At 47.2% G+C, this 26,734-nt stretch carries 18 protein-coding genes and 3 tRNA genes; 11 read left to right on the top strand and 10 right to left on the bottom strand.

What is annotated here, in order from left to right; translation table 11 throughout:
- Nucleotides 1-67 precede the first annotated feature (67 nt).
- On the top strand, nucleotides 68-2,104 hold the full coding sequence (prlC, locus tag EDC45_RS07670) for an oligopeptidase A (RefSeq protein ID WP_133545111.1): 2,037 nt from the start codon (nucleotides 68-70) through the stop codon (nucleotides 2,102-2,104).
- Nucleotides 2,105-2,222: 118 nt separating this feature from the next.
- On the opposite strand, the gene ycaO is transcribed toward prlC, so the two are convergent.
- Together ycaO and EDC45_RS07660 are read right to left on the bottom strand one after the other, a co-directional pair.
- The gene (ycaO, locus tag EDC45_RS07665; RefSeq protein ID WP_133545109.1) at nucleotides 2,223-3,989 is read right to left on the bottom strand and encodes a 30S ribosomal protein S12 methylthiotransferase accessory factor YcaO; all 1,767 of its coding nucleotides are present in this window, start codon (nucleotides 3,987-3,989) and stop codon (nucleotides 2,223-2,225) included.
- 62 nt (nucleotides 3,990-4,051) lie between these two features.
- Complete coding sequence (locus EDC45_RS07660) at nucleotides 4,052-4,780, bottom strand: class I SAM-dependent methyltransferase (RefSeq protein ID WP_133545250.1); 729 nt, start codon at nucleotides 4,778-4,780, stop codon at nucleotides 4,052-4,054.
- A 27-nt stretch (nucleotides 4,781-4,807) separates the two neighbouring features.
- Between EDC45_RS07660 and gloB the strand changes: the two genes are divergently transcribed.
- Complete coding sequence (gene gloB, locus EDC45_RS07655; RefSeq protein ID WP_133545107.1) at nucleotides 4,808-5,521, top strand: hydroxyacylglutathione hydrolase; 714 nt, start codon at nucleotides 4,808-4,810, stop codon at nucleotides 5,519-5,521.
- Nucleotides 5,522-5,597: 76 nt separating this feature from the next.
- Here gloB and mrcB read toward each other — a convergent pair whose 3' ends face one another.
- The 5 genes from mrcB to erpA form a co-directional block, all read right to left on the bottom strand.
- Nucleotides 5,598-7,952, bottom strand: coding sequence for a penicillin-binding protein 1B (gene mrcB / locus EDC45_RS07650; RefSeq protein WP_424960667.1), 2,355 nt, complete (start codon nucleotides 7,950-7,952; stop codon nucleotides 5,598-5,600).
- Between the two features lie 326 nt (nucleotides 7,953-8,278).
- Nucleotides 8,279-9,646: an L-serine ammonia-lyase gene (locus EDC45_RS07645; protein WP_133545103.1), complete on the bottom strand. Its 1,368-nt coding sequence runs from the start codon at nucleotides 9,644-9,646 to the stop codon at nucleotides 8,279-8,281.
- Nucleotides 9,647-9,747: 101 nt separating this feature from the next.
- Nucleotides 9,748-10,998: an HAAAP family serine/threonine permease gene (locus tag EDC45_RS07640; RefSeq protein ID WP_166635119.1), complete on the bottom strand. Its 1,251-nt coding sequence runs from the start codon at nucleotides 10,996-10,998 to the stop codon at nucleotides 9,748-9,750.
- Nucleotides 10,999-11,248: 250 nt separating this feature from the next.
- Entirely contained in the window at nucleotides 11,249-11,617 is a 369-nt protein-coding gene (locus tag EDC45_RS07635) for a YacL family protein (protein WP_133545101.1), read from the bottom strand.
- A gap of 33 nt (nucleotides 11,618-11,650) precedes the next feature.
- Nucleotides 11,651-11,992, bottom strand: a complete 342-nt coding sequence (erpA, locus tag EDC45_RS07630) for an iron-sulfur cluster insertion protein ErpA (protein WP_133545098.1) — start codon at nucleotides 11,990-11,992, stop codon at nucleotides 11,651-11,653.
- A gap of 264 nt (nucleotides 11,993-12,256) precedes the next feature.
- On the opposite strand from erpA, the gene map reads away from it, so the two are divergent.
- The 3 genes from map to glnD all read left to right on the top strand — a co-directional run bounded on the left by map (nucleotide 12,257) and on the right by glnD (nucleotide 16,561).
- Nucleotides 12,257-13,060: a type I methionyl aminopeptidase gene (map, locus tag EDC45_RS07625; protein WP_133545096.1), complete on the top strand. Its 804-nt coding sequence runs from the start codon at nucleotides 12,257-12,259 to the stop codon at nucleotides 13,058-13,060.
- Between the two features lie 99 nt (nucleotides 13,061-13,159).
- A complete protein-coding gene (locus tag EDC45_RS07620; RefSeq protein ID WP_133545094.1) occupies nucleotides 13,160-13,912 on the top strand; it encodes an SIMPL domain-containing protein in 753 nt (250 codons plus the stop codon).
- Nucleotides 13,913-13,975: 63 nt separating this feature from the next.
- Complete coding sequence (gene glnD, locus EDC45_RS07615) at nucleotides 13,976-16,561, top strand: bifunctional uridylyltransferase/uridylyl-removing protein GlnD (RefSeq protein ID WP_133545092.1); 2,586 nt, start codon at nucleotides 13,976-13,978, stop codon at nucleotides 16,559-16,561.
- On the opposite strand, the gene EDC45_RS07610 is transcribed toward glnD, so the two are convergent.
- Both EDC45_RS07610 and EDC45_RS07605 read right to left on the bottom strand, forming a co-directional pair.
- The gene (locus EDC45_RS07610; RefSeq protein ID WP_166635118.1) at nucleotides 16,558-17,469 is read right to left on the bottom strand and encodes an alpha/beta hydrolase; all 912 of its coding nucleotides are present in this window, start codon (nucleotides 17,467-17,469) and stop codon (nucleotides 16,558-16,560) included. The two genes, glnD and EDC45_RS07610, sit on opposite strands and share 4 nt — an antisense overlap.
- 115 nt (nucleotides 17,470-17,584) lie before the next feature.
- Nucleotides 17,585-19,708, bottom strand: coding sequence for a TonB-dependent siderophore receptor (locus EDC45_RS07605; RefSeq protein WP_133545088.1), 2,124 nt, complete (start codon nucleotides 19,706-19,708; stop codon nucleotides 17,585-17,587).
- A 125-nt stretch (nucleotides 19,709-19,833) separates the two neighbouring features.
- Between EDC45_RS07605 and EDC45_RS07600 the strand changes: the two genes are divergently transcribed.
- Nucleotides 19,834-20,739, top strand: coding sequence for a helix-turn-helix domain-containing protein (locus EDC45_RS07600; protein ID WP_133545086.1), 906 nt, complete (start codon nucleotides 19,834-19,836; stop codon nucleotides 20,737-20,739).
- A gap of 36 nt (nucleotides 20,740-20,775) precedes the next feature.
- Here the strand turns inward: EDC45_RS07600 and cueR are convergent, their stop codons facing one another.
- Nucleotides 20,776-21,183: a Cu(I)-responsive transcriptional regulator gene (gene cueR / locus EDC45_RS07595; protein ID WP_133545084.1), complete on the bottom strand. Its 408-nt coding sequence runs from the start codon at nucleotides 21,181-21,183 to the stop codon at nucleotides 20,776-20,778.
- 90 nt (nucleotides 21,184-21,273) lie between these two features.
- Here cueR and EDC45_RS07590 point away from each other — a divergent pair, with 90 nt between their 5' ends.
- The 5 genes from EDC45_RS07590 to EDC45_RS07570 all read left to right on the top strand — a co-directional run bounded on the left by EDC45_RS07590 (nucleotide 21,274) and on the right by EDC45_RS07570 (nucleotide 26,524).
- Nucleotides 21,274-24,024 carry a cation transporter gene (locus EDC45_RS07590; RefSeq protein WP_133545082.1) on the top strand — a complete coding sequence of 917 codons (2,751 nt, stop codon included), beginning with the start codon at nucleotides 21,274-21,276 and terminating at the stop codon, nucleotides 24,022-24,024.
- Nucleotides 24,025-24,155: 131 nt separating this feature from the next.
- Nucleotides 24,156-26,117 carry an ABC transporter ATP-binding protein gene (locus tag EDC45_RS07585; RefSeq protein WP_133545080.1) on the top strand — a complete coding sequence of 654 codons (1,962 nt, stop codon included), beginning with the start codon at nucleotides 24,156-24,158 and terminating at the stop codon, nucleotides 26,115-26,117.
- A gap of 122 nt (nucleotides 26,118-26,239) precedes the next feature.
- Nucleotides 26,240-26,316: transfer RNA gene (locus EDC45_RS07580), tRNA-Arg, on the top strand.
- 32 nt (nucleotides 26,317-26,348) lie between these two features.
- Nucleotides 26,349-26,424 (top strand) — tRNA-His (locus EDC45_RS07575).
- A 23-nt stretch (nucleotides 26,425-26,447) separates the two neighbouring features.
- Nucleotides 26,448-26,524 (top strand) — tRNA-Pro (locus tag EDC45_RS07570).
- Nucleotides 26,525-26,734: the final 210 nt, after the last annotated feature.

Genomic DNA, 26,734 nt, shown 5'->3' with positions numbered 1-26,734 from the left:
TTCAAACTTGATTTTGCGCAATTTTCCCCAATATATGCCGAACACAGTCAATATTAAGGAAAGGTTTATGACAAATCCATTACTTGAAAATACCCTTTTACCGCAGTTTAGCAAAATTAAGCCGGAACATATTCAGCCGGCGGTGGAAACTCTGATCCGGGAGTGCCGCCAGGTAACGGAAAATCTATTAAAACAGGAAACCTTCAGTTGGGATAATTTCTGCCAGCCTTTGGCGGAAGTCAATGATCGTCTGAATAAGGCTTGGTCGCCGATCAGCCATTTGAATTCGGTTAAAAACAGCCCCGAGCTGCGCGAAGCCTATCAAGCCTGTTTGCCGATGCTATCGGAATATTCCACCTGGCTCGGACAACATCAGGGATTATATGAAGCTTATGTACAGCTAAAAAACTCGCCGCAATTCGAAGGCTATACTCAGGCGCAGAAAAAAGCGATTGAAAACAGCCTGCGTGATTTTCGCCTGTCCGGTATCTCTTTGCCGCCACAGCAACAGAAACGTTATGCTGAAATTGTCGCCCGTTTGTCGGAGTTGAATTCGGCATTCAGTAATAACGTCCTAGACGCTACTATGGGCTGGGATAAACTGATCGAAGAGGAAAATCAGTTACAGGGGCTGCCGGAAAGCGCCCTGCAGGCGGCAAAACAAGCGGCGCAGGCTAAGGGTTTACAAGGATATCGTTTTACCCTTGAGTTCCCAAGCTATCTGCCGGTGATGACTTATTGTGAAAACAGGGCATTACGTGAAGAAATGTACCGTGCTTTCGTTACCCGCGCTTCTGAACAGGGACCTAATGCCGGTAAATGGGATAACAGTGCGATAATGGAAGAAATCCTAAGTTTAAGGGTTGAACTGGCGCAGTTATTAGGCTTTAACACCTATACCGAACTTTCCTTAGCGACTAAAATGGCGGAAAGTCCGCAACAGGTCTTGGATTTTCTACAAGATCTGGCCAAACGCTCAAAAGCCCAAGGAGAAAAAGAACTGGCTCAATTAAGGGAATTTTGCCGTCAAGAATACGGGGTTGATGAACTTGAGCCTTGGGATATTAGTTTTTACAGCGAAAAACAAAAGCAGGCTCTGTATGCGCTGAATAACGAAGAATTGCGCCCTTATTTCCCGGAAAACCGCGTATTAACGGGATTATTCGAGTTGGTGAAAAGAATCTTTAATATTCGGGCGGTAGAACGCTTTGATGTGGATTGCTGGCATAAAGACGTGCGTTTCTTTGATCTTATTGATCAGAATGATGAGGTACGCGGCAGTTTCTATCTGGATCTCTATGCGCGCGAGCATAAACGCGGCGGTGCCTGGATGGACGACTGTGTCGGACGGCGACGTAAACAGGACGGCGCTATTCAAAAACCGGTGGCTTATCTGACCTGTAATTTTAATGGGCCGGTCGGCGATAAGCCCGCATTATTTACCCATGATGAAGTAACCACTTTATTCCATGAATTCGGTCATGGTATTCATCATATGCTGACTCTGATTGATGAGGGAGATGTTTCCGGTATTAACGGGGTACCTTGGGATGCGGTGGAATTGCCGAGCCAGTTTATGGAAAACTGGTGTTGGGAAGAAGAAGCCCTGGCGTTTATTTCCGGCCATTATCAGAGCGGGCAACCATTGCCGAAAGAAAAGTTGGCACAGTTGTTACAAGCGAAAAATTTCCAGGCAGCGATGTTTGTGTTGCGCCAGCTGGAATTCGGTTTATTCGACTTTCTTCTGCATCACCATTACCAACCGCAAATCCAGGGACAGATTCTTGCGACCCTTAATAAAGTGAAACAGCAGGTGGCGGTTATCAAAGGGGTAGACTGGGCACGAACTCCGCACAGTTTCAGCCATATTTTTGCCGGCGGGTATGCGGCGGGCTATTACAGCTATCTATGGGCGGAAGTGCTGTCAGCCGATGCCTTTTCCCGCTTCGAAGAAGAAGGTATTTTTAACCGGAATACGGGGCAGGCTTTCTTGGAAGAAATCCTAACCCGCGGCGGTTCGGAACAGCCGATGGTATTATTCGAGCGTTTCCGCGGACGTAAACCGACCCTTGATGCCTTGTTAAGACATAAAGGCATCGCCTAAGTTGAAACATAATGACCGCACTAAAAAGTGCGGTCATTTTTTTTAGGCTTTTTCCGTTAGCCGATATATGCAGCAAATAGCGTTTAAAGGTGCTGAATGGGCGGCGGAAGGGGGGCTGCTATGCCTCTTTCCAATGCTGTCGTTTTGCCTTTTGTAGTTTGGCGTAGGCCTTCAGCAGATTCTGGTGGGCATCAAAACGGCGTAAATGCTCGTCATCCGCAAATAGATCATAGAACGGATTGTCGCCGCCGATAGCTTTCCAAGCCAAATCCACTGCCGCCGTGCCGTACATTTTTTCAAATACCGCACGATACTGTTGCGGCTCGCGTGCTTTATCCAAGAATAATTCAAGGCTGCTAATCAGACAGCGGTAATAATTGGCGCGTTCGGCGCTAAATACCGAAGCGTTCATCTGATACGTCCAGTTGGCCCAGTCCAACGCTCCATCCAAATCGCCGCAGGCCAGGTTCAGCATGGATTTTAATTCACCGATTCGCAAGGTACTCCAGCCGGATTTCGGCGGCGCAACGATACCGATAAATTCGCGAACCCGTACGGCATCGTCGATGCCCTGCTGATCCAGTTCCTGCAACAGCTCCAGATAGGTTTCGCGCGGATGATGGAAATGGGGCAGATCAAGCAGAATTTCACGCCAATCCATGCCCATATTGTTATTGGCATAGATTAAATCATCGGCCGGATAAATATCGGACATACTAGGCACGATAATTCGGCAGGCATATACGCCGAGATGATTGTAATCCATAATATAGACTTCCTTCTGTTCCTGGTGGAAGATCTGCATTAACTGATTAAATTCCTGTTCGGTGGTGCCGGAGAAATCCCAGTCGGCGAAGGGATAATCCGCCTGTTGCTTAAATAGATCCCATGAAATCAGGCCGCTGGAATCGATAAAATGGGTTTCCAAATTGGCATGTTCCGCCACATCTTGGTTATCAAAAGAAGGGGCGGTGAAAACGTCCAGATCCTTTAAGCTGCGCCCCTGTAGTAATTCGGTTACGGTACGTTCCAGAGCGACGCGGAAATTCGGATGCGCGCCGAAAGATGCAAAACAGGTACCGTTCCGGGGATTGAGTAAAATAACGCAGATAACCGGATATTTACCGCCTAGGGAAGCATCATAGGCCAGAATCGGGAAGCCTTCTTCCTCCAATTTTTGAATTGAAGCCTGAATGCCCGGATAACGGTTCATCACCGCCGGCGGAATTAAGGGCAGGCTGATGGCTTCGGCAATAATTTTGTTTTTCACATAGCGTTCGAAGACTTCGGAAAGGCCCTGTACGCGCGCTTCGTTTTCCGTATTTCCGGCGGACATACCGTTGGAAACGTAAAGGTTGGCGATAATGCTTTGCGGAATATAAACCTGTTGTTGATCCGATTGACGAACATAGGGTAGCGCCACAATGCCGCGCGAGTAATTACCGGATTGTAAATCCACCAGTAATTCCGGCGTCAATTCTCCCTGGGGATCAAAATGGCGGCGCAGATTATCGTCCAGAATACCTTCCGGCAGCTGTTCGGGATCTGTGATTGGAAACCATTTTTCATGCGGATAATGTACAAAATCCGCTTCGGCCATCTCCTGTCCCAAATAATAGTCGGCAAAAAAATAGTTGGTGGAAAGACGCTCGAAATATTCACCCAGGGCCGAAGCCAGTGCGGCTTTCCGACTGGCGCCTTTACCGTTGGAAAAGCACTGCGGGCAGTCTTTATCACGGATATGCACAGACCAGACATTAGGTACCGGGTTTAACCAGGAAGCCTGTTCTATATTGAATCCAAGGGCGCTGAGTTTCTGTTCGAATTTGGTGATACTGTCTTCAAGGGCGGCATCTTTACCCGGAATAAAAGTTTGTTCCGTCATATTGTTCTCTCATGGCTAAAAATCGCAAGCATCATAGAGAAGAACCGTCTAACAAGCAAGATTCAGAGATCATTATTTATCTGTTTAAATGCCCCCATGGGTTCAAATCCTTTGTGCTGACGGAAAATATTTTTGGCCGGATTAAGGGTTAGAGGTAAGCTGCGTTTTTGTGCCACCAGTACGCTTAAGGGCGAAAAGAGCGGTGCTTTTTCTGCATTTTTTTTCGCGACGGAAAGATGCCTGTAGGCCAAAATTTCAAAGCCAAGTAATTCCAGCCAGTCGATAAGGCGGTAAATAATATAATGACGGAACTCGAATTTTCGTTGCTCGGGAAGCCCCAGACGGCGTTTAAATAAAAGCGGGCTACAGGGATTGAACAGGGAAATAAATAAGTAGCCCTCTTCGTCCAACACTCGAGTGATTTCTCGCAATAGCTGATGCGGATCATGGTAAAAATTCAAGCCGTTGGCTAACAAACAGGCGTTAACACTGTTTTCAATAAAGGGCAGATTATCAAGGCGAGCTTGCAGCACGGATACAGCATCTTGCCCGTTCAGCTCAATAAGGGCGGGGCTGAGTTCGGGGCAGAGGATAATTTGATGGCGCAGCGGTAAGTCGCAGCTGATTTCTGCGCTCAATCCGCCGATTTTTACTAGCTGATAACCGGAGATTTTTGCCAGCCAGGGGGCGAAATAGTCTGTAATTGCGTTACAATATGCTTCTCCCTGAGGAAGCTGATGCCAGCTATAAGGTAATTTAAATTCCTGCGGGTATTTGGCTTGCCAGTTTATTTTCATTTTAGCTCCGAGGATATTTTTATGTTAGTTGCACTGCCCGCTCTCGATGATAACTATATTTGGCTGTATGGGCGGGAAAATTGTCCTGTTATTGTAATAGATATTGCGGAAACGGAAAAACTATTCGCTTATTTAGCCGAGAGAGAGTTGCAGGTTGAGGCAGTATTACTGACCCATTACCATGATGATCATACTGCCGGTGTTGCGAGCTTTAAGCGGGCTTATCCGCAGGTACCTGTGTTCGGCCCGCCGGAAACTCGGGAGAAAGGCGCCGAACATATTGTTGCCGCGGGGAATATCCGTTTACCCCATTATGATATTCAGGTGATAGAGAGCGGAGGCCATACCGCCAATCATGTCAGCTATTTGACCGAGGACCATCTGTTTTGCGGCGATACCTTATTTTCCGCAGGGTGCGGCAGAGTTTTTACTGGCGATTATGCTCAGATGTTTCAGTCTTTACAGCGCCTTAAATCTTTACCGCCGGAAACCCTTATTTGTCCCGCCCATGAATATACCTTAAGTAATCTAGGCTTTGCCGAAAGTTTAAGCGATCCGGCTATTGTACGGCAGGAGGTTTTACAACAACGTTTCACTGAGGTACGGGCATTACGCGCAGAGAACCTCCCGAGTTTGCCGACAAGCTTAGGACTGGAAATGCAGATTAATCCCTTTTTACGGGCGAAAGACATCAAGGAATTTACCCGATTACGCCAAGCGAAGGATAATTTCTAACCGCTTTCCGGTACGGGCTGCGGCAAGTAAAATGGTTTTTCGGTGCCTCGGCGGCAGCGATAAACCATAAGTTCGACTAGTTTGCCGGTTGCGCTTCTTCCACTATTGCCGGCCCCTTGTTATTTGGCGCGGAAGGGGCGGGAACGGCGCTATTTCTTTCCGGCATTGGCGGTGTCGTTGCGGTGCTTGCTCCCGCCGGCTGCGCCTGTACTACAGGTGCTGCGGATGAAGCAGGTGCGACCGTTGGCGATTGTTGACAGAAGGATTGATTCTTATCCGCCCAGACCGGAATATTGCGTACCGGTGCATAACAGTTCCAACCGCCGTAGGCATCTATTCCCACCCATTTTATGCTCGGGGGCTTATTATTCAGCTTAAGCGCTTTGGCTCGGGTACGTTTTAAATAGTCTTTATATAGGTATAATGCGCCGCTGGCACCGGTCAGGTTAGTTTCGCCGTTATCGTCGCGGCCCAGCCATACGGTGGTAACATTTTCACCGTCGATTCCCACGAACCAAGTATCGCGCGCATCATTCGTGGTACCTGTTTTCCCCGCCAGACTGAGGGCGGCAAAATCAGCTTGCAGGCTGCGCCCCGTTCCCCGTTCAACCGCCTGCTGCATGGCATACAGGGTTTGGAAGGCGGCTTCCTGCGCAACCACCTGTTCCGCTTTTTTATTGTGTCGATAAATAACGGCGCCATTACGATCGGTAATGGTATCTATGGTGCTTAAGGGGATTTTTGCCCCGCGGTTGGCAATCACCTGATAAAGTTTGGTTACATTATAGGGGGATACGGAATAAGACCCCAGTAACATGGAGGGAACTTTAGGGATATTGTCGTGATCCCAACCCATTAGGCGCTGAGTTTCAATTACTTTTTTCAGCCCGACCCTCATACCGATATTTACCGTCGGAATATTTAAAGAGCGGGCCAGGGCGTCGACCAGCATGACCGAGCCGCCGTATCTGCGATCGTAGTTACGCGGCTGCCAAGGCGGGCTTCCTTTGATATTAATGGTAATCGGCCGGTTATTAATCGGCGTATTCAGACGGAACTGTTCCGGATCGGAAAGTGCGGCCAGATAAACGGAAGGTTTTACCAGAGAACCGATCTGACGTTTGGCGTTCAGGGCGCGGTTGAAACCGGCATAGTTTACCTGGGTTCCGCCGACAATGGCTCGGATTTCCCCCCGCTGATAATCGGCAATAATCATTGCCGATTGCAGATGGGGATTTTTGACCCGCAGCTGTAATTCGGCGGTGCCTTGGATAATCGCTTGTTCCGCATATTGCTGTTGTTTCGGATCCAATGTGGTGAAAATACGTGCGCCGAGCAATACGCCTTCGCGCTTATCCCCCAGATTTTCACGCAGTTCGCTTTGCAGGGTTTGGATAAATGCCGGATAACTTCGGGTTATTTTCCCTTTATCCTGCACCCCGAGCGGTCTTGCGCTGAGTAAGTCGAAGAGTTCCTGGCCGATCATTCGATGTTCGAGCATCAGTTTTAGAACCACATTACGCCGTGCCAGCGCCTTATCCGGGTTACGCCAAGGATTATAAAGGGAAGGGCCCTTAACCATACCGACTAACAAGGCTATTTGATCCAGACTGATTTCGCGGATAGGTAAACCGAAATAAAAATGGCTGGCAAGTTCGAAACCGTGAATTTGGGTATCGCCGTTTTGTCCCAGGTAAATTTCGTTCAGATAGGTTTCCAGAATGGTATTTTTGTCATAACGCAGATCCAGAATTATCGCCATTAAGGCTTCGTGAATTTTACGCCGAAAAGTACGTTCGTTACTGAGAAACAGATTTTTTACCAATTGCTGAGTCAGGGTGCTTCCGCCCTGGACCGTATGTCCGGCGCGGATATTATTCAGGGTGGCGCGCAGAATTCCCAGCGGGCTGACGCCGCCATGCTCGTAGAAGCGACGATCTTCAGTAAGAATGAGGGCATCGATCAGTAAGCGCGGATAGTTTTGGAGAGGAATCGCCAGTCGTTCTTCCTTTTCCGATTGCAACATAGCAATCAGCTTCGGCGCCAGAGAAAATTCATCAATAGTGCGTAAGTTTATGAGATCTTCGATTGTTTTTAGTCGCTCTTCCTCAAAACGCAAGCGAAAAACTCGTTGTGCTTCTGCTCCGCCGGGGAAAGGAAAGGCGCGGCGAATCATTAGGAGGCTGTCTTTTTCGATTTTAAAATCACCGGGTGCGGCGACTAATGTGGTTTGGCGATAATCGTTTTCCAGCAAAATTCTTTTTACCTGTTCGGCGTTCAGGTTATCGCTTAATCGGATACTCGGAATTCTGCCGTAAACCTCCGCCGGCAAACGCCAGATTTGGCCATCCATTTTGCTGCGGATCTGACCGTCCAGATAAATTGCATAGAATGCCGCCAGACAAAACAGGGTGAAGCCGAGTTTAAACATAAAAATCAACCTGTTTTTTCTGTTGCTTTGTTTCTGTTGCTCGGGCGCGGCGGCGGTTTCTTCTTGTTCGGGATTAGGGGATTGTTTCCACATGATTGCTTATATTTCCGGCGTTCTTGCCATAAAACCGATGGGACGGATTCTAGCATATTTTCAGAGGAGGAACAGCGTATGTTAATGATTTAGGCGAAGGGCGGAGAAAATAAAAACGGTCGGTTGTTCCCTTACATCTGATCCGCTTAATATAAGCGGCGGGAAAAAAGGGTTAAAAAAACAACCGCACTTTTACTTGCGGGCAAAAGTGCGGTGGAAAAATAGAGCGTTTTTTAGTCGCAGATAACCTTTATGGCTAATCCGCCCTGAGAGGTTTCGCGATATTTAGCATTCATATCTTTGCCCGTTTCATACATGGTTTCAATTACCTTGTCCAGGGTTACGCGCGGATTGGTGGTGCGTCGCAACGCCATACGGCTGGCGTTAATGGCTTTCACCGAGGCGATGGCGTTACGTTCGATACAAGGAACCTGCACCTGACCGCCGACAGGATCGCAGGTTAAGCCCAGATTGTGTTCCATGGCGATTTCCGCTGCAATACAAACCTGTTCCGGACTACCGCCGAGAATTTCGGTCAGCCCTGCCGCAGCCATGGAGCAGGCGACCCCGACTTCACCCTGGCAACCCACTTCGGCGCCGGAAATGGAGGCGTTCATTTTATATAGCGCGCCGATCATTCCGCAGGCGAGCAAATAGCGTTCGATGGTTTCCTGATCAAGGGCTGAAATAAATTTAGCATAATAGGACAGGACGGCAGGGATAATACCGCAGGCGCCGTTAGTCGGCGCGGTAACCACGCGTCCGCCCGCCGCATTTTCTTCGTTAACCGCCAGTGCGTACATATTGACCCAATCGATAACGCGCATCGGATCATTGGACAGTCCGGAGTTAGCCTGTAACATACGGTACAAGGAAGGCGCACGACGCGGTACTTTCAGCGGTCCGGGCAGAAGGCCTTCGGTTTTTAAGCCGCGTTCGATACAGGCGTGCATAGTGTTCCAGACCAGAGCCAGATGTTCGGCAACCGCCTGTTTACCATGGAGAGCGATCTCATTTTCCAGCATTAGGGTGGAGAAAGTCAGCCCGTTATTGTTGCAATGGGCCAGAATATCGGCGGCATTGTTGTAAGGGTAAGGAACAGGAGTGGTTTGCGCTTCTTCCTGACCGAAATGGGCTTCGTCGACGATAAAACCGCCGCCGATGGAATAGTAAGTCTGTTTGTACAGCAGCGCACCCTGCGCATCGAAGGCGCTGATGGTCATTCCGTTTTCATGCAAAGGTAAAAAAGTCTGATGAAATTGCATATTTTCATCAAAATTAAAATGTACCTTCGCCCGGCCTTCGGCAACGGGTAAAGAGGCACTCTGTTTTAGTTGCTGAATAAATTTCGGAATTAATTCGATATCCACATTATGGGGTAAATAACCGGCTAATCCCATGATAATCGCCGTATCGGTACTGTGTCCGCGTCCGGTCATAGAGAGCGAGCCATAGACGTCCACATGAATTTTATCCGTTTGGGTCAGTTTATTTTGTGCGATTAAATCATCAATAAACTGTTTACCGGCTTTCATCGGGCCAACGGTGTGCGAACTGGAAGGTCCGATACCCACTTTAAACATATCAAATACACTAATCATAATTTTCTCGTTATTGTTATTCTTACAAACGAATTCCCTTTGCCCGTAAGAGCAAAGGGAATGGAGCTATGCAATTAAGAATGCGGATTGTAGCCTAAATTTTAAAATAGTCCATATACAACCGCAGAAATTGCGATTAAACCCATGATGGTAACGAATAGGTTACTTAATTTACCCTGATAGCGCTGCATTGCAGGTACTTTGCGAATGGCGTACATCGGCATGATAAATAGGATCATGGCGATAATCGGGCCGCCCAGAGATTCGATTAATCCCAGAATGCTCGGGTTGATTACCGCAACACCCCAAAGGGTCAGCAAGAAGAATAAGGCAGTACCATAGTTTAATTTTTTACGATTGATACTCTCTCTGTTGTGCGCTGTCATTTTGAGGTATAGACCTTCCAGACCTTCACGAGCGCCCAGGTAATGACCGAAGAAAGAACTGGTGATCGCCAAGAAAGCAACTAAAGGACCGAAGTAGGAAATATAAGGGTTGTCAAATTTATTGGCTAAGAAGGACAGAATACTGATGTTCTGTGCTTTAGCCAGCTGTAATTCTTCCGGCGTTAAGGTTAATACGCAGCTGAAGACGAAGAACATAACGAATACCAATAGGATTGTTGCAGTACCTTTTAAGGTTTTGCTGGCGTGTTTTTCGGTCAGTGCTGCATCTTTGTATTCGCGTTGCTGCGATTGGGAGAAGGCGGAAATTGCCGGAGAATGGTTAAAGGAGAATACCAATACCGGAATAGTGATCCATAATGTGGTCAGGAAGCTGCCGGCACTCGGTAACTGTTCCAGCATGGAGGTGTTCCATTCCGGAATTAAGTAAATGGAAAGTGCAAACAGAATAAGAACAAGGGGATAAACCAACAGTTCGGTTAGTTTCAGCATCACTTTTTCATTCATTAACATAACCGAAATCAGTGTCGCAATCAGAATGAAGGACAGCAATACACGATTCGGCGAAGCCATACCCAGTTGGTTGACGATAAAGGAATCAACGGTGTTAGTGATACCATTACCGTAAATTAACAGAATCGGGAAAATGGCAAAGAAATAGAGCAGGGTGATTAATTTACCCGCCGTTTTACCGAAATGCTCTTCTACTACCTCGGTAATGTCGCTGCCGGGTTTGGAGGAGGATAAAACAAAACGGGATAAACCGCGGTGAGCAAGGTAAGTCATAGGACCGACCAGTAAAACCATTACCACTAAAGGCCAGAAACCGCCCATACCGGCATTGATGGGTAAAAATAAAACGCCCGCACCGACCGCAGTACCGAATAAGTTAAGGACCCAAGTAATGTCGAACTTGTTCCATTTCATGGATGTCTTCGATTGAGACATAAAAACTCCTCAGATAGATATTGTTAGTAGATATTGTTGTTATTAAAAAAAGCGTGCGTATATTATTCGGTAGTCAAAGTTATTTCAAAAATAAAATATCGGATTTGTGATCGGGTTAAAATTTTTATATCTGATCTGATTAAATTTATAGCAAGCAGGGAAATGCGATGTTCGGAAAAAATCCCCGGGGGTAAAGCTGAAGCTTTTCAGCGAATAATCCACAACCTAAGAATCCGGGTAATTTTTGCTGTTATAGGTTAAAGTTTAAGTAGGCCGAAATTAAGGCTTCGAAGTCCTCTAAGCCGCAGAAAGCAAGGCTTTCTTCATCATAATAATGGAAATCCGGCTCAAGGAGTTGTTGGGCGGGCGCTTCAAGATCCAGATTATTGGCGCGGATCATAATTTCCTGCGCATTAATATACAGACTGTATTCCGCCCCGCATAAGCGAATATCTTGATATGCGGGCGAGTTGCGCACCTGAAGGATACTTTTAAGTACGCTTTCAATCAGCGCCGGATTTAAGCGCACTTCGGTATTGAACCAATGGGCTACGGCCTGATGTTCCATGGAACATTTCAGGGAAATTTCCCCGCCGGAGGAGGTGAACTGGAAGTCCATAATTAAGGGTTGTAATCCGGAGCTTGAATATTGTTAGATACTGAAAGAGGAACCGCAGCCGCAGGTTGTGGTAGCGTTCGGATTATTGACGATAAAGCGTGAGCCTTCCAGCCCTTCGGTATAGTCTACGGTACCGCCGATTAAATACTGCAAACTCATCGGGTCGATAACCAGTTGTACGCCGGCATTCTCAACGGTCAGATCCCCTTCATTAACTTTTTCATCAAAGGTAAAGCCGTACTGGAAACCGCTGCATCCGCCGCCGGTGATGTAAACGCGTAATTTCAGATCCTGATTGCCTTCGTCGCTGATCAGCGCTTTCACTTTATTGGCCGCGGCATCGGTAAATGTTAGCGGTACTGCGATATCTGTCATAATATTATCCCACCTTTGCATATACATATTATAAAATCGATTGGCTATTATCTAATAACCGACTAAATCGTTCAACCGGAAATTTTATAAATAGGTAAGGAAGCGGAACCCTCTTCGCTTAACCTATTAAAAAATATAATTTTTAAATTGTAAAAGGCTATTTTTACTCTGTTGTGGATAAAGTTAAAATATGGTTACGAATGTTAATTAGTGCTATTATAGCCCCGTTATTTTTTACCTGTTTAATTTAAAGCGAGAGAGAAAATGAGCATTCCGTTAAGAAAGGAAGAAGAAATTATTAAACTGCGCGAAGCCTGTAAATTGGCGGCGGACGTCTTAGTGATGATTGAACCCTATGTTAAGGCCGGTGTCAGCACGGGAGAATTGGATCGAATTTGCCATGATTATATGGTGAAGGTTCAGAAAGTGATTCCTGCCTGCCTGAATTACCACGGTTTCCCTAAATCTACCTGTATTTCCATTAATGAAGTGGTTTGCCACGGTATTCCGAGTGAAGATAAGTTGCTGAAAGAGGGTGATATTCTAAATATCGACGTTACCGTAATTAAAGACGGGTATTACGGCGATAATTCAAAAATGTACATTGTGGGCGATACCAATATTCGCAGCCGAAAATTATGCGAAGCGGCGCAGGAAGCCCTTTATATCGGATTGCGTGCGGTAAAACCCGGTATTCGTTTAAATGAAATCGGCAAAGTGGTACAAAAATATACCGAAGCCCAGGGATTCAGCGTGGTGCGCGAATATTGCGGACATGGTATAGGTACCGAGTTCCATTGCGAACCTCAGGTATTGCATTATTATGCCGATGACGGCGGTGTGATTTTAAAACCCGGTATGGTGTTTACCATCGAACCTATGATCAATGCGGGCAGAAAAGAAGTGCGTTTGATGGGCGACGGTTGGACGGTGAAAACTAAAGATCGCAGTCATTCCGCCCAGTACGAACATCAGCTGGTGGTTACCGAAAACGGCTGCGAAGTCATGACCATTCGTGAAGAAGAAGAAAAGGCCGGACGTATCAGCCGAATTATGGTGAATGTTTAATCGCGCAGAGACATCTCCCTGTTTTAGTTCCGGCGCGGCTTAATTCGCTTCAGAAAATCGTCGCTGTTATTTCGTCGCCATGGGGAGTAGGAGAAGATTATGCAAAATAGCAACAAAACTTTTTATTCGGCCTTATTCGGGGTTATTCTCGCCCTCGGTTTAATGGCCTCTTCCTTTATTTTAGGGCAGCAGTTTAAAAATCTGCGTCAGAGCGGAGTCATTACGGTCAAAGGGCTGGCGGAAGCAGAATATAAGGCCAGTTACGGTACCTGGACGGTGAGTGTGGAAAACTGGGGCGCGGATTATAAAACAGCAATGACGGAGAATGCCCGCCAGTTGGAGGTCGCCCGGGCTTTTTTAGCCAAACAGGGATTTAGTGCGCAGGAGGTTTCCTTAAATCCGTTGGATGTGTATGTACATACGGAAACCTATACCGATGAAAAAGGCAAGGAAAAGACTGTGCGTAACGGCTACGATGCCAGACGAACGCTGAGTATCGCCAGCAAAGATTTGGCGAAGTTACAGCGTGCCTTGGATGAAATCAACAATCTGCGCGCCGAAAACCAAGCCGTGAATTTTTCCTCGCCAAGTTATTATCTGGAAAATTTGGAAACTATTAAGCGTGAACTGATTTCCAAAGCGACTCAAGATGCCTATGTGCGCGCTCAGGAGTTTGCCAAAACCAGTAATATTAACGTCGGTGTATTGCGTTCCGCTTCTCAGGGATCCTTTGATATCAGCGCTAATTTACCGGATGCGGAAAGTCAGAGCGATTACGGCGGCGGCTACGATACCTCTACCATTGATAAGAAGGTACGTCTGGTGGTAACCATTCAATACGATATTAATTGATTTCCCCAGCCTTTTCCTATCGCCGATATTTACGGCGATATTTTTTTATCCGAGGAGCAGCTTATGTTATTTAGCTACAATTCCTTAGCGGAACCGACGCCGAGTGCGGTTAAACTTCAGAAAGATGCGCTGAAACGTAATGAACTGGAGAATTTTTCTCACACCGATATTAACGCACTGATTGCCAACCGAACTTTATTTTGTGATCGGCTGCTGATTGAACTGTGGCATTTTTTCGGACTGGAGCGGGAAGGTTTAACTTTGGTTGCCGTAGGCGGATACGGCAGGCAGGAAATGTTTCCTTTGTCCGATCTGGACTTTCTGATTTTAACCCGAGCACCGGTTACCGAACATAGGGCGCAAAAAATCAGCCGATTCGTTCAGTTTTTGTGGGACTGCGGGTTCGATGTCGGCCATGCGGTACGCACATTGGCAGATTGCGAGCGGGAAGGTAAAAAAGATATCAGTATTGCGACTAATTTACTGGAAAGCCGTTATTTGAGCGGAGATAAAAATCTGTTTGCGGAACTCAGCCTGTTATTGCGCCAACAGGAGTTCTGGCCGGCCTCGGCTTTTTTTCAGGCTAAAACCGCAGAACAGCGGGAACGTTATCAACGCTACAACAATACCGGCTATAATCTCGAACCGGATATTAAATACAGCCCCGGTGGCTTACGGGATTTACATTTGGTTTACTGGCTTGCCCTGCGCCATTCCGAGGCAAAAAATTTACGTCAGATTTTAGATTCCGGCTTTATTTATCCGGAAGAATTCGAATTGCTGGAGCAGTGCCGGGATTTTCTGTTTAAAGTACGTTTTGCTCTGCATTTAATTCTGAAACGTTATGATAATCGGCTGTTATTTGATCGTCAGTTAAAGGTCAGCCAATTGCTGGGCTACCGAGGAGAAGGCAATAGTGGCGTAGAAGCCATGATGAAAGCCTTCTTTCAATGCTTACAGGATATATCCACCTGTAGCGATATTTTGGTGAAACATTATCAGGAACATTTTTTGGCGGCGAGTACATCCGCACAAACCATTACACTGGATCAGTGTTTTATTGCGATAGATAATGAAATCCGCCTGCTTGACCCGTATTGTTTCCAGCGCCGTCCGGACAGTATGTTGGATTTGTTCTATCATCTGACCTGTTACCCCGATATGGGGATTCATTCTTCCGTTCTGCGCCGTTTGCATCTTGCCGTAAAAGCATTTCGCGGATATTTAAGCGATATTCCGACTGCAAGGGAGAAATTTATCCGCTTATTCGCACAACCTAAGGCTATTGAGCGGGCCTTTGTACCCATGCATAAATACGGCGTTCTGAACGTTTATTTACCTCAATGGCAGGGAATTAAAGGATTGATGCAGTTCGATTTGTTTCATACCTATACGGTGGACGAACATATTCTGCGCGTTATGATGAAACTGGAATCTTTCGCCGGCGGAGATAATCAGATTTCGGCGCTGTGCACGGATATTTTTAGTCGCTTATCCGACCGCACTTTATTGTATATTGCCGCCTTATTTCACGATATTGCTAAAGGGCGGGGCGGTGATCACGCCCGGCTTGGCGCTCGGGATGTTCGCTCTTTTGCCGAACAACACGGGTTTGATCGGCGCGAAGCGGAAACCATGGCCTGGCTGGTGGAGCAGCATCTGTTAATGTCGGTTACCGCTCAGCGCCGCGATATTTATGATCCCGGCGTAGTACGCGCTTTTGCCGAACAAGTATGTAATAAAGTGCGCTTGGATTATTTGATTTGTTTGACCGTAGCCGATATCAGCGCTACCAACGAAACGCTTTGGAACAGCTGGAAACGTTCGTTGTTGGAAAGTTTGTATCAGTATAGCGAGCAGCAATTCCGCCGAGGTATGGATAATTTACTGGATCAGGGAGAAAAAATCGAAGATAACTGTCGTCGAGCGGAAGCGCTTTTACGGGAAAGGGAGGGCGATGAGATTATGCAGCGAGTGCATCACTTATGGCGCAATTATCCGCAGGATTATTTTTTACGCAATAATCCGAAGCAACTGGCATGGCATACGGCGGAAATTCTCCGCGCCGAGCAGCCTTTACTGGTTAGAGTGAGTAATCGTTTTTCCCGCGGCGGTACGGAAATTTTTGTTTATTGTCGGGATCAGAGTCATTTATTTCATAAACTGGTATGCGCTATAGGCGCGCGTAAATTCAGTATCCATGATGCGCAGATTATGACTACGGCGGAGGGTTACGCACTGGATAGTTTTATTGTTACCGAGCTGAACGGTGAATTGCTGCAAAAAGATCGGCGTCGCTTATTAGAACAAAGCCTGCTCCGCACATTAAGCGAGAATAATATGCCGAATCCGGTATTAAGTATAAATCCTAAGCTGGAAAACTTTCAGGTAGGCACCGAAGTCCGCTTCCTGCATATGAATAAAAGGGAACATACCGAACTGGAATTAATTGCATTGGATAAAACCGGTTTGCTGGCGACTGTCAGTCGTGTTTTCTGTGATTTATCCCTGAACTTGTTGAATGCAAAAATTACTACCGTGGGAGAAAAAGCCGAGGACTTTTTTATTCTGACCAATAAAAAGGGCGTCGCACTGGACGCCGCAGAACGAACATTGTTGGAACAGCGTTTGCGCGATGCCTTAGCTTAAGGATGAGCGGCGGAGGTGCGCCATTGAGGCTGCAGGAATTTAAGCGCATCGGTTAAGGATTTATAGACGACGCTACCGTGGTTTTCATCGGGATAGATAAAAAATTCCGCATCGGCTCCCTGTTTTTTCAGGGTCTGAAAAAATTCCTCGGCATTGCCGAGCATATCTCTTGCCTGTCTTTTATCCTCATTTCTAGGGTTGCGCGCCCGTTCCAGTTGACCTACGGTAATACGGACTTTGACGCCTTTCAGATTCGCCTTAAAATTGGCATCATCAGGGATAAAATCCAGTAACCGCTTGTTTTGCCACCAAATTGAAGGGCTGGATAAAATAAAATACTGGAATCGACCGTTGCCCCGCAACAGATTATAAGCGGCGAATAAGCCGCCGTAAGAATGTCCGAAAAGCGCCTGGCGCTTCGGATCGATAACAGCGCTTTGAGCTAATAGGGGTTTGAGTTCCCGTTCAATAAATAAACCGAAAGCATCAGCTTGGCCAAATTGTTTTTTCAGTTCGGCTTCGGCGTTCGGCGCTAGCGGCGGGGTATAATCCAGCGCTCTTTGTTGCAGATCCAGCAATTTTTGGCGGGAATAGCCGATACCGACGATTAGGGCGGGACTATTGCTGCCGCTGATCGGATTCACCAATAAAGCCTGTGCCGCACTTGCCAGAGGCGCAAATAATGCGTCGCCGTCCAGAACATACAGCACGGGGTAGCCTGTGGCTGGTTGTGCTCCTATTTTGCTGATTTGGATACGGTAGGTTCGGCCGGTAAACCGGGAGTTAAGGGTGGTTTCCTGTGCAAAAGGCAGATGGGCTTCGGCAAACTGCACCGAGGTTTTTTGTTCAGCGTAACTCATTGTCCCACACCAGAAAATTAAAATAAAACTAAGTAAATATGGATTCATAATTTGCTCCGCTTTCCGAAAGGATAGGGCAACATGATTCTGCATCGGTTAAATATAGCGCCGGCCTGGTTAGGCACGGCGCCGGAATTTGTATCTTTTTATCTGTTTAGTCCGTTTAGAAAGTATAACGGATGCTGGCGAAAATGGTACGTCCCTTACCCGGAATATTAAAGGTGGATACGCTGCCGGCTCGTACATAATAATTGCGGTTAAGCAGATTATCCACATTTAGCTGTCCTTTCAGCTTCGGACTAAAGGCGTAAGACATCATGGCGTCAAAGGTCGTATAGCCGCCGGCTTTGATTCCGGTGGAGGAGGTTACCTCGCTCATGGCGTTCATACCGGCACCTAAGGTGAATTTTTCATTGATATCGTAGGTTGTCCAGATATTTCCGCTATGGCGCGGCATCAGATAAATTGCCACATCCGATTTAGTGGGTACCACCAGTTCGGTATCCAAATAGCTATAGCCCGCATGAATACGCCATTGATCAGTAATATTTCCGCTGATTTCCGCTTCGAACCCTTGCATAACCCGTTCGCCCAAGGCTACGGACGGCGATTTCGCATCGGTCGGAATACTCGGTGCCGCCGCATTCACGTCTTTTAAACGATAAACACTGAAGCGCAGGTTTAAGGCTTCATTAAAGAATGCGCCCTTATAGCCGCCTTCCAATTGGGTACCTTTACGCGCTTTGAGTAATTTACCGTTAATATCGGTATCGGTCTGCGGTGTATATAGGCTGGAATAGCTGGCATATAAACTATGGTTGGTATTAATATCGAATACGACCCCCGCATAGCCGGTGGCTTTGGTTTTGCTCTGACTTTCTTTATCCGCACCGCTGCCGGATTCAATTTTGTAATGCCCCAAACGACCGCCGACAATTACCGATAGGGGATCCAGCGGGCGTAATACCAGTTTCCCGTATAAACCGGTTTCGCTCAGTTCTTCCAGGGTATTGGTTAAACTGTAGCCTTTTAATTTATTTCTGGCATTGGACATAATATCCACATAGGACAGGGAAGAAAAATTGCGATAATCCAGGCTACCTAAGCTGGCTCTGGCCTGATCATAATCATATTTAAAATGGTTATAATCCGCGCCCAGCACAAAATCGCTGGTTCGGTTGCCGAGCTTAAAAGGTTGGCTGTAGCTGGCATCCAGGGCGAAGGAACGCTGTTTCACCTCTGTCGCCAGTCCGGTAACCTTAGTGATATTATTTGCATTGAGGGCGGAACCTGAGAAAGCATAGTTGGAATCCGCTTCACGGTCGGAATAGCGCAGTCCGATTTTTCCGACCCCTTCTGTGGCAAAACGATGTTTTAAATCGGCAAAGAAGTCATGGCTTTTCATCGTAAATTTATTCCACCGGGCGCCCACAAAGGTATGATTCGGCAGGGATAACAGACTGCCGTCGGCCCATGCGGGTAAACCGTTATTCGGCGTTAATTCCCGTTGTTGAAATAAATAGCCCAGTCCTAATGTCGTATCCGCATCCAAATCCCAATCCAGAGCGGCATACAAGGTTTCATGATGATTGTTTTTCTCGGCCGGTTTCGGTGATTCGCCGTTAGTTTGTGCGACTAAGCGGCCGCGAATGCTGCCGGATTCATTTAACGGGCCGGAAATATCTGCATCGGCATTATATTTTTGATAGGAACCGTACCCGGCACTAAGACTGCCTTTAAATTCTTTGCTTGGACGTTTACGTACAAAGTTGACGATACCGCCCATTTCACCGCTGCTATCGAATAGACCGCTCGGGCCGCGCATGATCTCCACCCGGTCGAAAGCGATCAGGTTGGGTAGCGTACCGACGATACTTTGCATCTGTGCCGGTAATCCGTCGATATTGTATTCGCTGTATTCATAACCGCGCGCATAAACGGAAGAGCGACCGTCATCATTGGCCAATACCCTTAATCCCGGCGTTTTTGCCGCCAGCTGATCGAAGGTACGGACATCGCGATCTCGGATTTGTTGATTGGTGATAATACTGATGGATTGAGGAATTTCCCGAATTGAGGCGGGGCTTTTGGTTCCCACCGTTGCGGCGAAAGAACTATAGTCGCGGGTATTTTCCGTAACTATAGCCTCATAGGCTTGCTCGGTAACTACATCGATGGTTTCCAATGATGAAGCTTTATCCGCCGTTTGCGGGCTTTCCGCATAAGCGGAGGAAGACAGCACGGCGAACACAAGAGTGCTGGCAACACTTAATTTAAATTCTTGCATAATAAATATCCTTAGGTGAAGGGAAATTGTCAGTGGGGTTATTTTAGCGTTAAAATACAGTATTAATGAGAATTAATCTTATTTTCACCTGACAACTCTTATTGATTTTCAGCCAAAGGAATCCCATGAGTATTGAATATCTGAATAGCAGCCAGTTTATCCGTCTTGTCCGCAATGATAGCGGGCCGGAATTTCTTAAGGGTAGCTACCGTTTTGATGAATTTAAGAGCGGTATCAGTATTCATGGGGGCATGATTTGTCCGCAAAAAAATATGCGTTGCGGACAATTGGTGGGCAGCTATATAAATTTTATTGTGTTGCTGGAAGGAAGCTTGTCTTTCGCCATCAACGGCTTACGCTATCATATTGCGGCGGAAGGCGGGCGTATTATTATGGTTTCGCCCGGAGAAGAATGTTTGTTTACCCGTTATTTAATTAAGGACGAACCCTGTGTTAAGGTGTCGGTTAAAGGGGTGGAAAAATGGTTTTCTCAATATGCGCCGCAGCAAAAACAGCCGGCGGTGTTTGAACGAACCGTCCGAATCTGGTCGCTGCCCTCGGATATCCGGCAGTTAAGCTTAGGTTTTCTCCAGCCTCAGCCCGCTACGATTTATAATGATTTATGCCGAGAAGCGAATGCCCTCGAGTTACTGGCGAAATTGTGGCGGGTGTTTGAAGATAACTGCAAGGATTATACGGACGCCCCATTGCCTAAAGGGGATAATGAATTTGTGCGTCGCCTTAACAGTGTTTTTCTGCATAAACAAAATGTTACTCAGTTGGCTCAGGCGATGAATATGAGCGAACGAACTTTGCAGCGGCGGATAAAAGAATATTTCGGGCTGAGCATCGGCGACTGGTTGCGACATAAAAAGATGAAATACGCTCTGCATGCTTTAAGCAATACGCCGCTTAGTATTAGTGAAGTGGCATACGAATGCGGTTACCGCCATGTATCTAATTTTACCCAGGCCTTTAAGCAGTATTTTCATTGTACCCCGGCGGAATTAAAAAACGGTTTGAGCCGATAAAGGGGGCAGAGCATCGGGAAGGTTGCGGAAAAAACTTTAGTTTTTTTGACCGCACTTTTTACAGGCCAGCCCTTCAATAATCGGACAATGTTCGGAATTATCTCCGGGGCATTGCTCTGCTAGGGTTAATAATTCTTGCCGGATCTGCTGGAGTTTTGCAATCTGTTGATCGATTTCGTTGATTTTTGCCAGGGTTTTTCCTTTTACATCGGCGCTGCGACGGTGGGGATTGTTATACAACTGCATTAATTCTTTACATTCCGGTAGGGAAAAACCCACCAAACGAGCCTGATGCAATAAATTCAGCTCGCGAATATGTTCTTCGTTATATTGTCGATAGCCGTTGGCGGCACGTTGCGGAGGGGTAATGATTCCTTTTTCCTCATAAAAGCGGACGGATTTGGCGCTAAGGCCGGTACGTTTCACGATTTCTGCAATATTCATCCGGGTGATCCTATTTTTACTATTGGCACTTGACTTTACCCTTGGGGTAAGGTTTATCTTGTATCTCGTCTAACAACGGAAGGAGAAAATATGGCGACAATTATTCTTGCTCTGACAGATCTTTCATGCGGGCATTGTATCAAAAATGTAAAAGGGAGTTTAGAGGCGATTGAGGGAGTGCAAAGCGCTGAAGTCGGTTTAAACTTTGCCAAGATTGTCAGCGATAAGGAGCCTCGGCAATTTATTGAGGCGATCGAGAAAGCCGGTTACGGCGCACGGCTTGCAGAACCAACATTTCGCCTGGCCCTGAGTGGATTATCCTGCGGCCATTGCGTTAAAAATACTGAAAAAGCGCTAAGTGCGGTGGAAAACGTTGAAGTTTTTAATATCAGTAAAAATGAAGCTGAAATCTACGGTGAAAAAGCGCAGGCGGAGGCCGTGATCGCTGCAATTCAAAATGCCGGGTACCAGGCGGTTTTATTAAAGGGAGAGAATTCTCGCCCAAAGCCTGAAGCGCCGGCGCAAGAGACGCCGGCGCAAGCCACACGGGCTGCTCAATCTGAGGCGCTATCTGATGAAATAACTACGACAGCGTCCGATGAAATAATTATTTCATCGGCGGCGCAAACCACTTTATTACTGGAAGGATTAAGCTGCGCCGCTTGCGTACGTAAGGTGGAAAAAGCCTTATCCGCCGTTGCCGGCGTGGATAACGTACAGGTGAATCTTGCCGAAAGCAGCGCCCTGATTTTTGGTGATGCGGCGCCGCAGGCATTGGTCGCTGCGGTACGGGAAGCGGGCTATGGCGCCGAGGTGGTGGAAGATGAAAATCTGCGGCGTGAGAAGCAACGGCTGCAATCGCAGGCTGAAATCCGCGGGCGAAAATGGCAGGCGATTATCGCCTTGATAGTCGGCTTCGGATTAATGTCCTGGGATATGCTGATGGGAATGAGCATGGTTAGCGCAAGCAATCGCTTCAGCTGGCTTATGGTTGGATTGGCGGTTTTGGCGGTCATGCTGTTTTGCGGCGGACATTTTTATCGCGGTGCCTGGAAAAGTTTGGTTAAGGGAACGGCGACAATGGATACTCTGGTGGCGCTGGGTACCGGTGTCGCTTGGCTGTTTTCAATGTTTATTGTTGTTTTTCCGGATTTCTTCCCGCCTCAATCCCGCCATCTTTATTTTGAATCGAGTGCGATGATTATCGGCTTAATCAACTTGGGTAAAATGCTGGAGGCTAAGGCTAAACAGCGTTCTTCCAAAGCTTTGGAACGGTTGCTGGATTTAACTCCGAAAAGCGCTCGGGTTGTTGATGCCGAGGGCGAACGGGAAATTCCCCTGGCGGCTGTGGTCGAAGGAATGATACTGCGCCTGCAAACCGGTGATCGGGTTTCCGTTGACGGAGAGGTACAGCAAGGCAGTGCCTGGATTGACGAAAGTATGCTGAGCGGCGAGCCCCTGCCGGTATTCAAACAAAGAGGAGATAAGGTCAGTGCCGGCACCTTAGTCAGCGACGGTACGGTACTATTTCGCGCCCAACAAATCGGACGCAATACCCGCTTGGCAAATATTATAAAATTAGTTCGCCGGGCACAAAGCAGTAAACCGAAAATCGGCCGTTTGGCAGATAGTATTGCCGCCGTATTTGTTCCCGTGGTAATTATGATTGCTTTGATTGCCGCCGCACTCTGGTATGTTTTCGGGCCGCAGCCGCAATTATCCTATGCCTTGACCGTATTAACCACGGTATTGATTATTGCCTGCCCATGCGCATTGGGACTGGCGACACCTATGTCCGTTATCGCCGGGGTGGGGCGCGCTGCCGAACTGGGGATACTGGTGCGTGATGCGGATGCATTGCAAAAGGCGGCGGATGCGGATACGGTGATTTTTGACAAAACCGGGACCTTGACCAAAGGGCAACCCAAAGTCAGTGCGGTTTACTGCTTTAACGGTTTTAGCGAAGAGGAAATTATCCGTAGCGCCGCCTGTCTGGAACAGGGTTCCGCCCATCCTTTGGCAAAAGCGCTATTGGCGTTGGCGCAAGAAAAGGGTTATAGAATTACCGATGAAGTGGCGGATTTCCGTACCCTAAAAGGCTTAGGCGTAAGCGGGCGGATACAGGGAAAAACATTGTTGTTGGGGAGCCGCACTTTATTACAGGGGCGGAATATTGATACTGAGATTGCAGCCCTTGAGTTTGCACGCGAAAGCGAAGGGGGCGCAACCCTGGTTTTTCTGGCGGTTGAAGGCATGCTTGCAGGGGTATTGGCTATTCGGGATCTGTTACGGGAAGATACGGCGATGGCATTAGCCCGCTTACATAAACAGGGCTATCATCTAATTATGCTGACCGGGGATCAGGAACGAAGTGCACAAGCCATAGCCCGCGAAGCCGGTATTGATCAGGTGATTGCCGGCGTATTGCCGGAGGGTAAGGCGGAAGTTGTTCGACAGTTACAGCAACAGGGGCGCAAAGTAGTTATGGTGGGCGACGGTATCAATGATGCTCCGGCACTTGCCCAGGCGGATGTCAGTATAGCCATGGGCGGCGGCAGTGATATTGCGATTGAAACCGCCGAGCTGACCCTGATGCGGCACAGTCTTAATGGCGTTGCAGATGCTTTGAGTTTGGCGAAAGGTACCCTGGGTAATATGAAACAGAATCTATTTGCCGCCTTTATTTATAATTCCCTGGGGATTCCCATTGCCGCCGGCGTACTCTACCCTTGGCTAGGTCTGCTGCTGAATCCCATGATCGGCGGGGCAGCCATGGCGCTTTCTTCAATTAGCGTGGCGACCAATGCCAACCGCCTATTAAAATTTCGTCCGCGGCAATAATTGATAGGGGCTAATAGTTAAGATAGTTAAGATAAAGGAGGAGAGCTTTTTTCCTCCTTTTTCTTTTTAGGTCGAAAACTGATAGAATCGGTGCGATTTTTTTATCCGTTTTATTGAGAAGTTAAGAATATATGGCATTAATCAGTGTAACAGAGGCTTACCTATCCTTCGGCGATCATCCGCTGCTGGATCATACCGAACTGCATATTGAAGCTAATGAAAGAGTTTGTCTGGTGGGGCGCAATGGTGCGGGTAAATCCACCTTATTAAAAATTTTATCCGGCGAAATAATTCCGGACGAGGGACGGGTACAGCGCGAGAAAGATCTGATGGTTTCCCGTCTGGAACAGGATCCGCCGCGTAACGCTGCCGGTAGCGTATTTGATTATGTCGCGGAAGGAATCGGACATCTTGCCGAGCTAATTAAAGAATATCACCGTATTTCCAGACAGCTGGAAAAAAATTATGATGAAAGTCTGTTGGCACAGCTCGCACAGGTACAAAGCCGACTGGAACATGAAAACGGTTGGCAGTTTGAAAATAAAATCCATGAAGTATTGGTAAAGTTGGAGCTGGATGAAAATACGCTGTTATCGGAACTGTCCGGCGGTTGGCAACGAAAAGCCGCATTGGCGCGCGCTTTGGTTTGTCAGCCGGATGTATTATTACTAGATGAACCTACCAACCATCTGGATGTAGATGCAATTGAATGGTTAGAAAATTTTTTAACGGAATTTACCGGCAGTATCGTATTTATTTCCCACGATCGCTCCTTTATCCGCAAAATGGCTACCCGCATCATTGATTTGGATCGCGGAAAGTTGGTTTCATATCCCGGAAATTACGATCTGTATCTTGATAAAAAAGAACAGAACTTGCGTGTGGAAGCTCAGCAAAACGAATTGTTCGATAAAAAACTGGCACAGGAAGAGATCTGGATTCGGCAGGGTATTAAAGCACGACGTACCCGGAATGAGGGACGGGTTCGGGCATTAAAAGCCCTGCGTGAGGAACGGCGTCAGCGCAGAGATGTTACCGGAACGGCTAAATTGCAATTGGATACCTCCACCCGTTCGGGAAAAATCGTGTTTGAGCTAACCAATGCTGGCTACCGGATAGAGGATAAAACCCTGTTAAAGGATTTTAGCGCGACAATTATGCGCGGCGATAAAATCGCACTGGTCGGCCCGAACGGTTGCGGTAAAACCACCTTTATCAAGCTACTGTTAGGCGAAATTAAAGCGACGGAAGGGAAGATTCGCTGCGGAACCAAATTGGAAATTGCATATTTTGATCAGTATCGAGCGGAACTGGATCCGGAAAAAAGCGTTATGGATAACGTGGCGGACGGTAAACAGGATATCGAAATCAACGGAGTTAAACGGCACGTTCTGGGTTACCTGCAGGATTTCTTATTCCCGCCCAAACGGGCGATGACTCCGGTTAAAGCCCTGTCCGGCGGCGAGCGTAACCGCCTGCTTCTGGCCAAGTTACTACTAAAACCGAATAATTTACTGATTCTTGACGAGCCGACCAATGATCTGGACGTGGAAACCTTAGAATTGCTGGAAGAAATCCTGGCCGACTACCAAGGAACCTTACTTATAGTCAGCCATGATCGCCAGTTTATCGATAACGTCGCTACCGAATGCTATATTTTCGAAGGCGAGGGCATACTGAATAAATATGTGGGCGGTTTTTACGATGCGAAACAGCAACAGGCCAATGTATTGGCGAGCAAAGCCAGAGAAGCGCTTTTAGCCCAGCCCCAAAAAAACCAGCAGAAACAGAGCGCACAAAGTGCGGTTGAAAATAGCAAAGTTTTAGCGGCCAAAAACCATAGAAGCTCAGCGGAAAAGCTGTCTTACAAAGAACAACGCGAGCTGGAAAGCCTGCCGCAGTTATTGGAAACATTGGAACAGGAAATTGATGCCTTACAGCAGGAAGTTTCGGCACCGGATTTCTTCGCACAAGCGCACGAATATAGCGCACAGCGCTTACAGTTACTGGCGGATAAGGAAAAAGAAATGGAAGCCGCTTTCTTACGCTGGGAAGAACTGGAAGGCAAAAAAGCAAAACTATCTAAAAACTGAACGGATTAATGCGGATTTCTAATCAATTTGAATAAATTGCAATCTAACGGAAAAATTTTTTCAAAAAGTACTAGACAAGCATTTTATAAACTCTTAATATACGCCCCGCAACGACGCAATGTGCGCTCGTAGCTCAGCTGGATAGAGCGTTGGCCTCCGGAGCCAAAGGTCGCAAGTTCGAATCTTGTCGAGCGCGCCAGGTCAAGTCTTTTGCAGTTGAAACAAACAATGGTGGCTATAGCTCAGTTGGTAGAGCCCCGGATTGTGATTCCGGTTGTCGTGAGTTCGAGTCTCATTAGCCACCCCATTCAAATATCGAAAGATATATGTCGGCGAGTAGCGCAGCTTGGTAGCGCAACTGGTTTGGGACCAGTGGGTCGTAGGTTCAAATCCTATCTCGCCGACCATTTTTTTGCTCTTTAACAACTTATCAGACAATCTGTGTGGGCACTTGTTAAGTTTAAGTGAAAAACATTTAAAAGACTTAAGAGTGCACGAAAATTCATTATAAGAGTAAGGCTCAGGCCTTACAGATGAAGTCAGGACTTTTGAGCACAAACTTTTTGAATTGAAGAGTTTGATCATGGCTCAGATTGAACGCTGGCGGCAGGCTTAAC

Source organism: Mesocricetibacter intestinalis (assembly GCF_004363295.1).
GTDB lineage: Bacteria > Pseudomonadota > Gammaproteobacteria > Enterobacterales > Pasteurellaceae > Mesocricetibacter > Mesocricetibacter intestinalis.
Note: the sequence above shows the minus strand (reverse complement) of the source record. Positions and strands in the feature narration are given on the sequence as shown.

What these genes read in the sequence shown, in the direction of transcription:
- EDC45_RS07585 (WP_133545080.1), top strand. Translation starts at nt 24,156, where the DNA reads ATGGCATTAATCAGTGTAACAGAGGCTTACCTATCCTTCGGCGATCAT.
- EDC45_RS07620 (WP_133545094.1), top strand. Translation starts at nt 13,160, where the DNA reads ATGCAAAATAGCAACAAAACTTTTTATTCGGCCTTATTCGGGGTTATT.
- cueR (WP_133545084.1), bottom strand. Translation starts at nt 21,183, where the DNA reads ATGAATATTGCAGAAATCGTGAAACGTACCGGCCTTAGCGCCAAATCC.
- ycaO (WP_133545109.1), bottom strand. Translation starts at nt 3,989, where the DNA reads ATGACGGAACAAACTTTTATTCCGGGTAAAGATGCCGCCCTTGAAGAC.
- glnD (WP_133545092.1), top strand. Translation starts at nt 13,976, where the DNA reads ATGTTATTTAGCTACAATTCCTTAGCGGAACCGACGCCGAGTGCGGTT.
- EDC45_RS07640 (WP_166635119.1), bottom strand. Translation starts at nt 10,998, where the DNA reads ATGTCTCAATCGAAGACATCCATGAAATGGAACAAGTTCGACATTACT.
- EDC45_RS07590 (WP_133545082.1), top strand. Translation starts at nt 21,274, where the DNA reads ATGGCGACAATTATTCTTGCTCTGACAGATCTTTCATGCGGGCATTGT.
- gloB (WP_133545107.1), top strand. Translation starts at nt 4,808, where the DNA reads ATGTTAGTTGCACTGCCCGCTCTCGATGATAACTATATTTGGCTGTAT.
- EDC45_RS07600 (WP_133545086.1), top strand. Translation starts at nt 19,834, where the DNA reads ATGAGTATTGAATATCTGAATAGCAGCCAGTTTATCCGTCTTGTCCGC.
- map (WP_133545096.1), top strand. Translation starts at nt 12,257, where the DNA reads ATGAGCATTCCGTTAAGAAAGGAAGAAGAAATTATTAAACTGCGCGAA.
- EDC45_RS07645 (WP_133545103.1), bottom strand. Translation starts at nt 9,646, where the DNA reads ATGATTAGTGTATTTGATATGTTTAAAGTGGGTATCGGACCTTCCAGT.
- prlC (WP_133545111.1), top strand. Translation starts at nt 68, where the DNA reads ATGACAAATCCATTACTTGAAAATACCCTTTTACCGCAGTTTAGCAAA.
- erpA (WP_133545098.1), bottom strand. Translation starts at nt 11,992, where the DNA reads ATGACAGATATCGCAGTACCGCTAACATTTACCGATGCCGCGGCCAAT.
- mrcB (WP_424960667.1), bottom strand. Translation starts at nt 7,952, where the DNA reads ATGTTTAAACTCGGCTTCACCCTGTTTTGTCTGGCGGCATTCTATGCA.
- EDC45_RS07635 (WP_133545101.1), bottom strand. Translation starts at nt 11,617, where the DNA reads ATGGACTTCCAGTTCACCTCCTCCGGCGGGGAAATTTCCCTGAAATGT.
- EDC45_RS07605 (WP_133545088.1), bottom strand. Translation starts at nt 19,708, where the DNA reads ATGCAAGAATTTAAATTAAGTGTTGCCAGCACTCTTGTGTTCGCCGTG.
- EDC45_RS07610 (WP_166635118.1), bottom strand. Translation starts at nt 17,469, where the DNA reads ATGAATCCATATTTACTTAGTTTTATTTTAATTTTCTGGTGTGGGACA.